8 protein-coding genes are annotated in these 16,233 nt (G+C 32.6%); 7 read left to right on the top strand and 1 reads right to left on the bottom strand.

Annotated elements, in window-relative coordinates:
• The first annotated feature begins 2 nt into the window (after positions 1–2).
• From sov to FQU21_RS12295, 7 genes are all read left to right on the top strand, one after another.
• Positions 3–7,211 (top strand): T9SS outer membrane translocon Sov/SprA, encoded by a 7,209-nt coding sequence (gene sov / locus FQU21_RS12325; protein ID WP_456236600.1) that lies wholly within the window; start codon positions 3–5, stop codon positions 7,209–7,211.
• 97 nt (positions 7,212–7,308) lie between these two features.
• Positions 7,309–7,689, top strand: coding sequence for a glycine cleavage system protein GcvH (gene gcvH / locus FQU21_RS12320; protein ID WP_147678301.1), 381 nt, complete (start codon positions 7,309–7,311; stop codon positions 7,687–7,689).
• A gap of 10 nt (positions 7,690–7,699) precedes the next feature.
• Complete coding sequence (locus FQU21_RS12315) at positions 7,700–8,059, top strand: VanZ family protein (protein WP_147678300.1); 360 nt, start codon at positions 7,700–7,702, stop codon at positions 8,057–8,059.
• A 61-nt stretch (positions 8,060–8,120) separates the two neighbouring features.
• Entirely contained in the window at positions 8,121–8,843 is a 723-nt protein-coding gene (locus FQU21_RS12310) for an energy transducer TonB (RefSeq protein ID WP_147678299.1), read from the top strand.
• Between the two features lie 131 nt (positions 8,844–8,974).
• Positions 8,975–9,766, top strand: coding sequence for an energy transducer TonB (locus FQU21_RS12305; RefSeq protein ID WP_147678298.1), 792 nt, complete (start codon positions 8,975–8,977; stop codon positions 9,764–9,766).
• A gap of 157 nt (positions 9,767–9,923) precedes the next feature.
• Positions 9,924–12,023, top strand: a complete 2,100-nt coding sequence (locus FQU21_RS12300; protein WP_147678297.1) for a gliding motility protein RemB — start codon at positions 9,924–9,926, stop codon at positions 12,021–12,023.
• Positions 12,024–12,511: 488 nt separating this feature from the next.
• The gene (locus FQU21_RS12295; protein WP_147678296.1) at positions 12,512–14,827 is read left to right on the top strand and encodes a chondroitinase-B domain-containing protein; all 2,316 of its coding nucleotides are present in this window, start codon (positions 12,512–12,514) and stop codon (positions 14,825–14,827) included.
• Between the two features lie 191 nt (positions 14,828–15,018).
• Here the strand turns inward: FQU21_RS12295 and FQU21_RS12290 are convergent, their stop codons facing one another.
• Positions 15,019–16,170: a glycoside hydrolase family 88 protein gene (locus tag FQU21_RS12290; RefSeq protein ID WP_147678295.1), complete on the bottom strand. Its 1,152-nt coding sequence runs from the start codon at positions 16,168–16,170 to the stop codon at positions 15,019–15,021.
• Positions 16,171–16,233 lie beyond the last annotated feature (63 nt).

Genomic DNA, 16,233 nt, shown 5'->3' with positions numbered 1-16,233 from the left:
TTTTGAAAAAAACGAACCTTTATTTTTATAAATTATTAAAGCACGTTAGTTTTATTGTATTCATAATGTGTTTTTCCGGCGTTTCTTGGGGGCAAGAAAAGGAACAAGATTCTGTTAAAAAGGGCTATCAACAAGGTGAAATTAAAACCGCACAACCCCGTGGTATTGAAACTAAATACACTTATGATGCCTTAACAGATCGTTATATTTATACTGAGAAAATTGGCCAGTTTAATATAAATTATCCCGTAATTTTAACACCAAAGGAATATTATGCCTTGGTCGCAAAGCAAAATTTAAGCAGTTATTATAAAGAGAAAGTCGATGCGTTTTCAGGACAAAAAGAAGGTTCGGAAGATGCTCAAAAAAATTTACTGCCAGAATTTTATGTTGATTCCGATTTTTTTCAATCTGTTTTTGGAGGTAATACAATCGAGGTTATTCCTCAAGGTTCTGTAGAAATGGATTTGGGAGTTTTATTTTCAAAACAAGATAACCCATCATTTTCACCTAGAAATAGAACCAATTTTTCTTTTGATTTCGATCAGAGAATTAGTTTAAGCCTTCTGGGCAAAGTGGGAACTCGACTTCAAGTTAATGCAAATTACGACACCCAATCTACATTCGATTTTCAAAATCTTATAAAATTAGAATACGAACCAACCGAGGATGATATTCTTCAAAAAATAGAAATTGGTAACGTGAGTATGCCTTTAAATAGCTCGTTAATTACAGGAGCACAAAGTCTCTTTGGTGTAAAAGCGCAGCTACAATTTGGTAAAACAACGGTAACCGGGGTGTTTTCCGAGCAAAGGTCAGAATCAAATACCGTAATTTCTCAAAGCGGAGGAACTATTCAGGATTTTGAATTTTTTGTTCAGGATTATGATGAAAACAGGCACTTTTTTTTAGCGCAATATTTTAGAGATCATTATGATGAAGCTTTAAAGAGTTATCCATATTTAAACACAAAAGGCTTACAAATTACCAGAATTGAAGTTTGGGTTACCAATAGAACAAACCAAACTGAAAATGTAAGGAATATTGTTGCGCTTCAGGATTTAGGAGAAACAGATAAAGTGTACTCGGCGGTCAATGTTTTTGGAGGACCAGGGGCATTTCCTAAAAATGAAAATAATGCCTTCGACCCAACTAAAATTGATGGTGGTGGCGCAACCTCTCAATTAACTAGTAGTATTAGGGATGTAGCAACTGTAAAATCGGGAATTAGTGTGTCTGGTATTAATGAAGGTTTCGATTATGCAACCTTAGAAAATGCAAGAAAATTAATAAATGGACAGGAGTATGTATTAAATACCGAGCTGGGTTATATCTCTTTAAACCAACGTTTAAATAATGATGAAGTTTTAGCGGTAGCTTTTCAATATACCCTTGGAGGTGAGGTTTATCAAGTGGGAGAGTTTGCTAACGATGGCGTTAATGCTACCGAGGTTACTACAAATACTAGTGGGCAAGTTACTCAAGTTACAAACAGTAATTTAATAGTCAAATTATTAAAAAGTAGTGTGACTAGTGTGGAATTGCCTATCTGGGATTTAATGATGAAAAACATCTACGATACGGGAGCCTATAATTTAAGTTCTGAGGATTTTAAACTTAATATTTTTTATAATGAAGCTTCACCTTTAAACTATATAATTCCGGTTGGAACAACAAGTTTTCCAGATCAAGACGCAGGTGAAAAACCCTTAGATGAACAGCCCTTATTACGCGTTTTTAATTTAGATAAATTAAATTATAATAACGATCCACAAACTAACGGTGATGGTTTTTTCGATTTTGTTGAAGGTATTACCGTGTTTTCACAAAATGGACAAATTATTTTTCCAAACGTAGAACCTTTTGGCGAATATTTATTTGAGGTTTTAGGAGGAGGCGATTATGAAAATGAAACATCATATAATGAAAACCAAGCTAAGTATGTGTATGATGTACTTTATAAAAGCACAAAAACAGCAGCTTTAAATGAAAATGAAAAAAATAAATTTAAATTAAAAGGAAGTTATAAATCCTCTGGAAGCGACGGTATTCCTATAGGAAGTTTTAATGTACCACAAGGTTCTGTTCGGGTTACGGCAGGAGGGAGGCTATTGGTTGAGGGTGTAGATTATACTGTAAATTATCAATTGGGACTTGTTCAAATTTTAGATTCATCGTTAAAAGCATCTAATACACCTATTGAAGTTTCAACCGAAAGTAATGCTATTTTTGCACAACAAACTAAACGGTTTACAGGTTTGAATGTGGAACATAAATTTAACGAAAATTTTGTCCTCGGTGGAACATTTTTAAATCTTAATGAACGCCCAATAACGCAAAAAGCAAATTATGGTACCGAGTCTATTAACAATACTATAATTGGGTTTAATGGAAATTATTCTACTAAAGTTCCTTTTTTAACACGTTTAGTAAACAAATTACCAAATATTGATACCGATGCCGAATCTAATTTCTCTGTTCGTGGGGAAGTTGCTTATTTATTGCCAGGATCACCCAACGCCACAAATTTAAATGGAGAAGCTACTTCTTATATTGATGACTTTGAAGGCTCTCAAAATGCGATTGATTTGCGTTCGCAAGAATCTTGGTCTTTATCCAGTAGACCTGTAGGTTTAAACGTAGCTTCCAATCCAAACGAAGATGAAAATGGCATTCAAAATGGTTATCAACGCGCGCTGCTAAACTGGTACACTATCGATCCTATTTTTTATAGTGCACGAAGACCAGATGAAATTACAGACGAAGACCTATCTAGCTTATATACTAGTCGTGTTTTTATTAATGAATTATTTCCAGAACGCGATATAGTACAAGGGCAAAGTTCTGTAATTTATACTTTAGATTTAGCATATTATCCACAAGAACGCGGGCCTTATAATTTCGATCCAGATGCCGCAGATGGCATTGATAATATAGAAGCCAAAGATAGTTGGGCAGGTATTACTAGGCAAATTACATCCACAGATTTTGAACAGCAAAATGTAGAATATATCGAGTTTTGGTTACAAGATCCTTTTCAAGAAAATAGATCAAACCCAGGGGGTAAACTCGTTTTTAACTTAGGGAATATTTCCGAAGATATTATTAAAGATGGTAGAAAATTATATGAAAACGGACTGCCTGATGATGGAAATATTGAATTGTTAAAACAAACGCCTACAGAATGGGGAACAGTAGTGCCACAAAATCAATCCTTAATTTATGCTTTTGATACCACTGGCGATGAGCGAGTAAATCAAGATGTTGGTTATGATGGTTATAATGATGCCGAAGAAGCCTCGGCTTTTGGCTCTGTTTTTGGCAACGACCCTTCAAATGATAATTATACCTATTTTTTAAATACCGAAGGTGATATTTTTGAACGTTATAAAAAATATAATGGCGTAGAAGGAAATACGCCCAATACGTTTACAGATACTAATAGAGGAGCTAATACCAAACCCGATGTAGAAGATATTAATCGTGATAATACCATGAATACGATTAATAGTTATTTTGAGTACGAATTGGATATTAAACCACAAAATTTACCAACCAGTCAGGCCGATTTTGATAATATTCCAGATAGCAATCCTTTAAAAGAATATTTAAGAGATTATAAATTTCAAAAAAGAAGCCTTCCAAATGGTGAAACTGTAGATGTAAGATGGTACCAAATAAGAATACCTGTTGAAAGTTCAAACCGTAAAGCCATTGGTGGAATATCAGATTTGCGTTCCGTTAGGTTTTCTAGAATTTACCTTAAGGAATTTACAGAAACCACAGTTTTCCGTTTTGGAACTTTAGATTTGGTAAGAAGTGATTGGCGTCGCTATACGCAAACCTTGAATAATGATATTCCCTATAATTCTAATACCGATTTCTCTGTAGAAATTGTAGGAACTATTGAAAATGAAGGAAGCTACCAAAGCCCCCCAGGAATTAATCCAGAAGAACTATATTATAATAACTCGGTTATTGAACAAAATGAACAAGCCTTAGTGCTAAAAACATGCGATTTAGAAGTTGAAGATTCTAGAGCCGTTTTTAAAAATGTAAGTTTTGATATGCGCCAATATAAACGCATACGCATGTTTATGCATGCCGATGATGATGATTCTAATAACTTAAAAGGTGATGATGATGAGCAAGAATTGGTTGGGTTTATTAGAATGGGAAATGATCTTACTGAAAACTACTATCAAATTGAAATACCTTTAAAAGTTTCAGAAGAAGGCACTACAGATAGAGATTTATTATGGCCCAATGAAATTAATTTGCCAATTGAAATTTTAGGAAAGGTTAAAGCGAAAGGTATTTCAGATAGATCCTTTTCTAATGAAGATGCTACATTTTATGATGTTATAGATGATCAGATTAGGATAGTGGATGATGCCTATTCTGGATATACCGCCAATCAGCACCGTGTAGGAATTAAAGGAAATCCAAATTATGGAGATATTAGAACCCTTATGGTAGGTGTTAAAAACGTAGCTAAAGATGGAGGTACCGTTTGCGGTAAGGTTTGGTTTAACGAAATGCGCTTGTCTGATATGGATAATGAAGGTGGTTGGGCGGCTGTGGTAAGTATGGATACTAATTTAGCAGATTTTGCTAATATTAGTGCTACCGGTAGCCAAAGTACATCTGGTTTTGGATCCATCGAGCAAGGGCCTAGCCAACGTAGTCTCGAAGATGTAAAACAATACGATGTGGTAACCAATGTTAATATTGGGCAATTATTACCAGAAAAATGGGGTATTCAATTACCATTTAATTACGGGCAGAGTGAAGAGTTAATTACTCCAAAATACGACCAGCTTTATGAAGATTTAACGTTAGATTCTAGGATAGATGCCGAGGAAACACAGGCAGATAAGGATAGGGTTAGAAAGCAATCCGAAAATTATACAAAACGTCAAAGTATTAATTTTATTGGTATTCGAAAGAATAGAACAGGCGATGCTAAACCTCGTTTTTACGATGTTGAAAACCTGACACTAAACTATTCTTATAATAAAGAACAACATCGAGATTTTGAAATAGAAAATTCTGTAAGTAAAACGGTACGGGTTGGTGCAAATTATGCGCATAATTTTGAGCCGGTTACTATTCAACCATTTAAAAAGAACGACTCCTTATTTACAGGGAAATATTGGAGAATTTTAAAAGATTTCAATCTTAATCTTATGCCTTCCAGTTTTACTATAAATACAGATTTAAATCGTCAGTTTAACAGACAAAAATTTAGAGATACCGATTTATCAGGAAGTACAAATATTGAAATAGAAGAATTATTTAGAAGGAATTACACTTTCGATTTTCAATACGGAATCAATTATAATTTAACAGAGTCATTACAATTTAATTTTATAGCTTCAAATAATAATATTGTTCGAAATTATTTTAAAGATAATATTATTAATGGTGAACAGGATCCGCTTCTCGATGTTTGGGATGGCTTTTTTGATTTTGGAGATCCCAATAGACAAACACAAAGCCTTGGCGTTACCTATAAAATACCGTTAGATAAAATACCAACCTTTAGTTTTATAAATGCTACTTATCAATATTCTGGCGATTTTCAATGGCAAAAAGGTTCCGATTTATATGGCAATATAGAATTAGACGGAGAAACGTATAACTTAGGAAATACCATTCAAAATGCCAATACTCATAATATAAATGCTGCTTTAGATATGGATAAGCTGTATAAATATATTGGTTTGGTAAAAAAACGAACAAGACGTTTACAACCTAGAACAACGAGCCCTTCTGGAAACAGAACATTTGCCAATAATAAAAAACAAAACAAAAGTAAAAAACAGTCTAAATTATTAAATACAGGAATAGATATTTTAACTTCCGTTAAAAGAATACAGTTTAATTATTCTGAAAACAATGGAACTTATTTACCAGGCTATACACAAACACCTGGTTTCATAGGAACACTTAAACCTACTTTGGGCTATACTTTTGGTAGTCAAAACGATATTAGAGATTTGGCTGCAAGAAATGGGTGGTTAACTTTATATCAGGATTTTAACCAACAATATACATCTACAAATACGAAACAATTAGATATTTCTGCGAGTTTGGAACCCGTTAAAAATTTAAAAATTGATATTGTTGGAAACCGAACATATTATAAAAACTTTACCGAAAATTATAGAGTGGATGTTAATAATGATAACCAGTATATATCGTTAACGCCAAATACATTTGGTAATTTTAATATTTCAACATTATTAATAAAAACAGCCTTTAGTAATAGTGATGAAAACACATCCGATGCCTTTAACGATTTTAGAAGTAATAGACTCATTATCGCGCGCCGTTTAGCCGCAGAAAAAGGAACCGATGTTAACGATTTAGATGATGAAGGTTACCCAAAAGGTTTTGGTAAAAACAGTCAAAATGTATTATTACCAGCGTTTTTAGCAGCATATACTGGCACAGATGCAAATAAAGTAAGCACCAGTGCTTTTAGAGATGTGCCTATACCAAATTGGGATTTAAAATATTCTGGTTTCATGAAAATGGCCTGGTTTAAAAAACGTTTCAAGCGGTTTTCTTTAACCCATGGTTACCGCTCATCCTACACTATTAATCAATTTCAATCTAATTTAGATTATAACGATATTGATTATTCTTTACCCTATGATGATTTGGCAAACGACACCAAAGATCAATCTGGAAATTATAAAAGCGAACGTTTGTTTAGTAATATTAACTTAACCGAAATGTTTAGCCCTTTAATACGAATAGATATGGAAATGAAAAATTCTGTAAAAATTCTGGCAGAAATAAAAAAAGACCGTTTACTTTCTTTAAGTTTCGATAATAATTTATTAACCGAAATTATAGGAAATGAGTTTATTTTAGGGTTAGGATATAGAATAAAGGATTTAAGAATTAGATCCAAATTGGCAGGCCCAAAACAGCGAATTGTAAGCGATTTAAATATGAAAGCCGATATATCCATACGTGATAATAAAACCATTATTCGATATTTAGATCTCGAAAATAACCAAGTAACCTCTGGACAAACCATTTGGGGCTTAAAATACTCGGCCGATTATGCCTTTAGTAAAAATTTAACAGGAATCTTTTATTTCGATTATTCGTTCTCCGAATATGCCATTTCAACAGCATTTCCGTTAACAACCATTCGTTCTGGGTTCACACTTAGATATAATTTTGGTAATTAATAAGTAATCTATTTGAAATTCAATTTTGAATAAATACATTTGTGAAAACTTATAGCACCAAGTCTATTTAATAAATTAATTGTAAAAAAAAATTGAAATGAACATTCCATCAGAATTGAAATACACAAAAGATCACGAATGGGTAAAAATTAACGACGATGTTGTTACTATTGGTATAACCGATTTTGCACAAAGTGAATTAGGCGATATTGTTTATGTTGAAGTTGAAACTTTAGACGAAACCTTAGAAGCTGAAGAGGTATTTGGAACGGTAGAAGCCGTAAAAACCGTATCCGATTTATTTTTACCAGTATCAGGTGAAATTATTGAATTTAATGAAACTTTAGAAGATGAACCAGAGAAAGTAAATTCAGATCCTTATGGTGAAGGTTGGATGATTAAAGTAAAATGTAGCGACGTGTCTCAAATCGAAGGCTTAATGTCTGCCGATGATTACAAATCCTTAATTGGTGGTTAAAAAATTAGCAATGGGAATTGCTGTATTGTACACTGGAATTCTGGTTGTGGCCTGTTTAATGTCACTTAAAAATATACCCGATGTCCACGTGTCTCATGCGGATAAAATTTTTCATTTTGGAGCATATGCTGTGTTTATCATTTTATGGTACACCGCTCTTATCTTTAACGTTAAGTTGAAAAAAATGAAAGCTTTACTATACGTTACCATATTTGCAGTAGTGTTTGGTATAATTATTGAAGTGTTACAAGGTACAATGACAGACAATCGCGCAATGGATGTTTATGATGTTGTAGCAAATACCTCTGGGGCCTTTATAGCCGCTATAATTTTGTGGCGAATTAATAAAATACAAGTTAAAAAATTATAAAGGCTTGTTTTTTTGAAAAATAAATAGTTATTTTAGCAATCTTGAAAAACTAATTAAATTTATGGAACCTAAAAAAAATTCTAAAGCAAATGTTGGACGTAACAGTTCTTTATACTTTGCTATTGGCTTGGCGTTAATGTTATTTTTAACGAACTATGCTATTAATTACAAAACTTACGATGAAGTGGTTACAGATATTGGTGTAGTAACTATGGAAGAAGTTATTGAAGAAGAAATTCCAATAACGAACTTAATGGCAACACCACCACCGCCACCACCACCACCAGCGGCTCCAGAAGTTATAGAGATTGTTGAGGATGAAGTAGAAGTAGAAGAAACCGTAATAGAATCTACAGAAGTGGATCAAGAAACCGAAATTGTAGAGGTAGAAGAAGTTGTTGAAGTGGAAGCCGTTGAGGAAGATATAGAAGTACCTTTTGCAGTTATTGAAAACGTACCTGTATTTCCAGGTTGTGAAAAAGGGAACAATGCTGCAAAGAAAAAATGTATGTCTGAAAAAATACAAAAATTTGTAACAAAAAAATTCAACACCGAGTTAGCTAGTGATTTAGGTTTATCAGGAAGACAACGTATTAACGTAATATTTAAAATTGATAAATCTGGTAAGGTTACCGGAGTTCGTTCTAGAGCACCGCACCCAGGTTTAGAAAAAGAAGCGGCTAGAGTTATCAATTTATTACCAAAAATGAAACCAGGTATGCAACGTGGAAAAGCAGTTACAGTACCTTATTCATTACCAATCGTATTTCAAGTTCAAGATTAAGTTTTTTATTGCTGTTATAAAACAGTATAGTAAATATAAAATCCCGTTACATTTAATGTAACGGGATTTCTTTTTTGTGGTACGCTTATTGTGGTTTTATCATAATATTAACATTTTAAACTTTAATAATTATGAGAAACCCAAAGGAAACTCACGAACTCATTCGGCAAAATGAGCAAATCGTGAAAAAACCGCAAAAACATGATGCAAATTTACAAAAAAACTCTACTTTTTATTTTCAGATCGGTTTAATCCTCTGTTTATTTATGGTCTACGGCCTTTTTGAAATGAAATTTGAAACAGAACTCCCCAAAGAAACGGTTATGACTTTTGATTCTGAGCCTGAAGAAATTCGGATAGAAAATTTTAAAATTTATGTAGAGCCCATTAAGGAGGTTCAACCAGAATCAAAAAAATCGACAAAAGTAATTGATAAAATTATTCAAATTGAAGATGATAATCCGGTAAAAGAAGTCCTTAAAATAAAAACACCAGAGGAAAACATACCCTCAAGTCCTGTTGAAATTAAAGATATTATAGTTGGAAAAGCGCCTATAGATGAAACTCCCGTAGATTTTATTAGTGTTGAAGAAGTCCCTATTTATCCAGGTTGTGAAAACAAAAAAACAAATAAAGACAAACGAAAATGTATGTCTGAAAAAATTACCAAATTAGTCCAGAAAAAATTTGATACTAATTTAGGTGATGAACTTGGTTTATCTGGTAAACAAGTAATTCGGACTCAATTTAAAATTGATAAAACAGGACATGTTACGGATATAAAAACTAGAGGTACACATCCTGATTTAGAAAAGGAAGCGCAACGTGTTATTAATACACTTCCAGAAATGACACCTGGTAAACAACGCGATAAAAATGTTGGGGTTATCTACACCTTACCCATAGTATTTAGTGTACAGTAGAAAAGTTACAATAATCATGCAAAAGCCGTTAACCAATATCAGTTAGTGGCTTTTGTTGTTTAAATGAAGAAGTAGAGTATCGGTCCCGTATCTAAAAAATATAGTATCTTTCGAGCTTAAAGACATTTATCTTATTTATCAATATACAATACCCGTGATGAAACAAGTTTTTGTAATAATTTTCACTTTGGTTCAATATTTTAGTTTTGCCCAAAGTAATGCGTATTCTGAAAAACCTCCAATGTTTCCAGCATGCGATAGTATTACTTTTAGTAAACAGGAAAAATGTTTCAATAATCAAATTCATAACCTCATTTACAATAATTTTAAGGTGCCAGAAAGGGTGTTAGCCGAAAATTATAAGGGACAAGTGGTTGTACTTTTTGAAGTAGATACAATAGGGCAGTTTCAAGTTATTTATGCCAATGCTATATATAATGAATTAAAAAAAGAGGCCAAAAGGGTCTTTTCAAAGCTTCCAAAAATAAAACCTGCAACCTATAATGGACGTGCAATTTTTAAACAATATGCTCTAGAAATTAACATACCTTTAGTTGATAACAGTGTAGGAAATGAAGAAATTAATACCATAAATCAAATTTCGAAATTAGAGCAACAGGCAAAACAAGAGTTCGATAAAGTAAATAAGGATTTACAAGATTTTGAAAACAAGGCTTATAAAAGTCAATTAAATATTCAATTTACGCATAGTGATTATGCTAAATTTGATAGGCAAATGAATCTTGTTGGCACCAATAGCCATACAGGGTCTAAACCTTTTGTTTATAGTGATGTTGCTCCCTATTACGACTTTGATGCTGAGGCAGAAGCTTTACACCGCGAAACTAAAACTTGGGCGGGGCAAAAGCTTTGGAATGAACATTTAGTGGAGCTGCAAAATGAGGATTATTGGTTTACCATCGATCCTATTTTCGATTTGGAAGTCGGGAAAGATACCGATGCAGCATTTAGTTCTACTTATAATAATACACGCGGATTTCTGGTACGAGGTGGTTTGGGTGAAAAATTTAATTTTTATGCATCGGTTTTTGAAAGTCAAGGGCGTTTTGCAGATTATGTAAACCGTTATGCTGAAAGTTTAAAGGCTTTTGGTCCCGATCCAGCCATTATTCCTGGTCGTGGTATTGCCAAACGGTTTAAAACAGATTCTTATGATTATCCGGTGGCAGAGGCCTATATGTCTTATGCCCCTGCAAAATATATAAATATTCAGTTTGGGCATGGTAAAAATTTTATTGGAGATGGGTATCGTTCTTTGTTGCTAAGTGATGTTGCTAGTCCATACCCCTTTTTAAAATTGAATACGAAGTTTTGGAAAATTAAGTATACAAATACCTGGATGTGGTTAAAAGATGTACGTCCGGAAGTTACGGAAGATGGTGCTTTTTTAACTAAATATATGGCCAATCATTATTTAAGTTGGAATGTATCCAAACGTTTTAATCTAGGTTTATTTGAATCGGTAATTTGGAGTAATTCCGGTAACCGTGGTTTCGATGTAAATTACTTAAACCCTATCATTTTTTATAGAGCCATTGAATTTGAAACCGGTCAAGATGCAGGTAATGCCATTATGGGTGCAACTGCAAAATATAAATGGAATGATAATGTTAATTTATACAGCCAATTTGTTTTAGACGAATTTTCTTTGGCCGATATAAAAGGAGGTGAAAAGAGTTGGAAAAACAAGTTTGGTTATCAATTAGGTGTTAAATATTACAATGCTTTTAAAATTAAAAATTTATTACTTCAATTTGAATATAATCGTATTCGTCCGTATACTTATTCACACAATACCATTGCTACAAATTACGGACATAATAACCAATCTATGGCGCACCTTTGGGGAGCGAATTTTAGTGAGGCTATTTTTATTGGGCGTTACCATTACAAGCGTTGGTTTGCCGATGCTAAGCTCATATTTGGTGTTCGAGGCTTAGATTTTAATGATGATACAGATAGCTTTAGTTACGGTGGAGACATTTTTAAAAATTATAACGATCGCCCTTTCGATTCTGGAGTAATAATAGGGCAAGGCATTAAAACCAATATTTTTAATGGTAATCTGCAAGCAGGTTATGTGGTTAATCCTGCATCCAACTTAAAATTATTTACAGACATTACGGTTCGTAATTTTAATCCAGATGCAACTACGGCTTCAACCTTTAAAAATAGTACCGTTTGGTTTAACTTCGGAATTAGAACTGATTTATTTAATTGGTATTTCGATTATTAATTTTCCCTTTACTTTAAACATATTTTTCAACTTCATAATGTATTTAAGGGGTTTTATGTTTTCATTTTTTAATGAAAACATATAGCTTAAAAACAATTTAGATTATAAACTTTTGTTGTTATATATTCTATTTTCTATGTAAATCTGTATAATTTTAACTATTAGGTATGTTAGATTGATATTTTTTTGATTAAAAAAATGGTATACTGCTAAATTATACGTATATTTGGATAACCAGTTTGGTTAACCAGTTTGATTTCTAACTATATTGTTAATTATGCCTACTTGTTTTAAACTTATCTTCTTATCAAAGTGTTTTAAAAGCCTTTTAAGGGTAAATCTAATTCTAAAACTAAATAATACTCCGATTCACTTATCATGTATTTAGGTAAAATTAACTTATAGTTGAATTGTTTGTTGTTTTATGTAAAGCGAGCCTTTTGAAATATAAAGGCTTTCTTTTATTGTATTATTAAAATCCTTAATTTATGAATAAGTTATTTGGCCTTTTATTGGTATTATTATGTTGTTTTTCTTGTAAGGAAAACATAAAGAGTTCTGGTGGCATATTAGTGAAAACTAATGCAGAGTTGCATGAAGCTATCAAAAACGCAAAACCTGGTGATAACATTGTTATGACCAATGGTACATGGAAGGATGTTCAAATAAAATTTGTAGCAGAAGGCTCTGAAAATGCTCCAATTACTTTAAGTGCAGAAACAACAGGTAATGTATTTGTTGAAGGTGCCTCTAACCTGGAAATTGCGGGACATTATTTAGTTGTAAAGGGCTTATTTTTTAGAAATGGTTATACGCCAACAGGTAATGTTATCGCGTTTAGAACAAGTGAAGAAAAAGTAGCCAACTATTCTACGGTTACTAATTGTGTTATTTTAGATTACAACCAAAAGCATCGCGATCAAGAAGATCTTTGGGTTCAGTTTTATGGAACACATAATACATTAGACCATTGTTATATTGCTGGTAAAACCAATGGAGGCCCAACAGTTAGGGTCGATTTAAAAGGAAATCAAAGCATTAGAAATTATCATCAAATTGTAAATAATCATTTTGGACCAAGACCAAGAAAAGGTGGTGCGAGAGGAGAGACTATTCAATTAGGTAGTAGTTTTACTTCTATGACTCCAAGTAACACAACGATTGCAAATAATTTATTTGAAGCATGTAACGGAGAGGTTGAAATTATTTCTAGTAAAACAAATTTTAATGAAATTAGAAATAACGTCTTCTATAAGAGTGAAGGTTCTGTAGTAACTCGTCATGGTAATTATGCCGTTATTGATGGAAATTATTTTATTGGAGATGGCGTAAATAAAAATTACGGAGGTATCAGACTTGTAAACACGGGGCATTGGGTGATAAATAATTATTTCTATAATATTATTGGTGAAAACTTTAGAAGTCCTCTTGCTGTAATGAACGGCATTCCAAAATCACCATTAAATAGATACAACCAAGTTACCGATGTTGTGGTGGCTTATAATACCTATGTAAATTGTAAATCACCTTGGCAGTTTGGAGTAGGAACCAATATTGCACAAGCCGATGTATTACCTGTTTCTGAAATACGTTCTGCAAGAGCGCTTAGAACCCATGTTGCGAACAATATTATTTACAATGAAATTGGTGATAAAAATGTAATTATTGAGCATGACAAAGCAGATGGTGTTCAGTTTAGTAATAACGTTATTAATAATCAAGGTGTAGATTTTGGTAATGCTGAAAGAATTGAGCCTAGTACATTTGAATTAGAAAAGGTTAGCGAATATATTTATATACCTAAATTAACTAAAGACTTTGTTATCTATCAGGGTTTTGGGTTTGAAAATATTACAAAAGATCTTTTTGGAAATTCTCGTGACAATAATAATTCTATTGGCGCAACCATTCAAGGTAAATTAAATGCTCCAGCCATTTTGGATAAAACTAAATATGGAGCAAGTTGGTATTCTAATGTTGTTGAACCTGCAGAACCAAATGTGATAGACGTTTCTCCAACAAATGAATCATTAGAAACTAAAATAGAATCGGCGAAAGCTGGAGACATCATCTCCTTAACTTCTGGAACATATCAGGTGTCAAAATCTATAGTAATTAATAAATCTATAACCATTCAATCTAAAGCTGGTGAAAAGGCAGAGATTGTATTTGAAGGTCAAAATCAAACACCTTTATTTGAGCTAAATCCTTATGGAATTCTAAATTTAAAAAATATTATTCTTACTGGAAATAGTTCAAATTATGCCTTTGCAAGTTTAAAGGAAAACATGTCTAATCATTTTGGGTTAACAGTTTCCGGTTGCGAAATAAGTAATTTTGATTATGCTTTAAAAGTGTATAAGGAATCTTTTGCTGAAAACATTACGTTTGAAAACACTTCCATTTCAAACTGTGAAAATGGCCTAGAATTATCTGAAGAAACAAATGATAAAGGCGATTATAATACGGAATATTTAACCGTAAATCATTGTACATTCGATAATGTAAAACAAAACGTGATTGATTATTACCGTGGCGGTTATGATGAATCCACTATTGGTGGGAATTTATTAGTGTCTAACAGTACGTTTACCAATTGTGGAGAAAAAGAACCTAATAAAATATTATTAAATCACCGAGGTATTGTTTATGTAAACATCGATAAAAACACGTTTAAAAATAACAAGGTTGAATTTGTATCGATACTTTGGGGAGCGAAAGAAAATTACGCATCGGATAATACCATCAGTAACTCTGGTAAAATAAAAACCGAAGAAAATTTAAAAATGAAGTTGATGTATTAAGACTTTAATTTGAATTCAGTTTATAGTTAATATACGTACTTTTAGAAGTCGTTTACTTTGTAAGAGTTCTTCAAAAAAAGGCTCCATAAAATTTATAAATTTTATGGAGCCTTTTTTTGAATCCTTTATAGACAGTATTTTATAAACTTTGTAAGTTTTAAAACCTCAGGGCAAAAATTGATGTTAGATTTTTATTGCGCTTTAAGTCTAACTAATGTTTCTAAAAAGTAATAATCACCATAAACAATAGGTTCATCCACTTCATCTTTTTTAGGCCAATTTCCGGTGCTGTGATCTAAAATAAAAGGTGCCTGAATCGTTTCATCTAAAAGATAATTTTTCGACTCTAGGCTGTTTACTACTTTTTTACTGTAGTTTAGGTAAGTTTCATTTTTGGTATATCCATATAATTCTACTAATGCAGACGAAACCACCGTTGCAGCTGAAACATCTCTTGGTGCATTTGGAATGGCTGGATCGTTAAAGTCCCAATACGGAATACCATCCTCGGGTAAGTTTTTATGATTTATAAAGAAATCTGCCGTAGCTTTAGCTCTATCTAAATAGCGTTTATCCTTGGTATAACGATAGGCCATAGTGTAGCCGTAAATGCCCCAACCTTGTCCACGTGCCCAAGCCGATTCATCACTATAACCTTGATGTGTCACCTTCATTCTTGGTTGGTGTGAAACCGTATCGTAATCTACCACGTGAAAACAGCTGTTATCGGGTCTAAAATGATTTTTTAAGGTGGTGTTAGCGTGTTTAATTGCTAATTTGTGGTAAGTGCTGTCTTTGGAGATTTTTGTAGCTTCAAACAGTAATTCTAAGTTCATCATGTTATCTATAATGACAGGGAATTGCCAAACGTCTTTATTGAAATCCCACGAACGAATACTACCTATGTTTTCATTAAAGCGCGTGCTTAGCGTTTTTGCACTTTCAACAATGATTTGTTTGTAATCTTCATTGTTTTCATGTTTTAAACCGCTTCCAAAACTGCAAAATATTTTAAAACCCATATCGTGTGTACGGTTATTAAACTTTTCGTTTTCAATATAAGCTGTCCATTGTTTGGCTTTGTTTTTATAAGCGTCGTTTCCTGTTAAGGCGTAAATCTGCCAAAGGTTTCCTGGGAAAAACCCACTGCACCAATCGGTAGATTTTATAGTTTTAATCTTATTTGTTTTAAAATTAATACTTCTTGGTAGAGCTAAAGAATCTAATGGATATTCTAGTAGTTTTTTATATCTCAAGTTTACAGGAGTAGTTTCTGAAATAGTTTTGTTTTTACAACTTGAAAAGGTAATTATTAGTGCAATGATTAATAGGTGTTTTTTCATCAAGATTTTGCTTTAATAGTGGTGTATTAAGTAAAACGAAAGAGGGTGTTAAAAAAAACCTCA

This window comes from Algibacter pacificus (assembly GCF_008033385.1).
Lineage (GTDB): Bacteria > Bacteroidota > Bacteroidia > Flavobacteriales > Flavobacteriaceae > Algibacter > Algibacter pacificus.
This window is presented reverse-complemented; position numbering and strand designations above follow the sequence as displayed.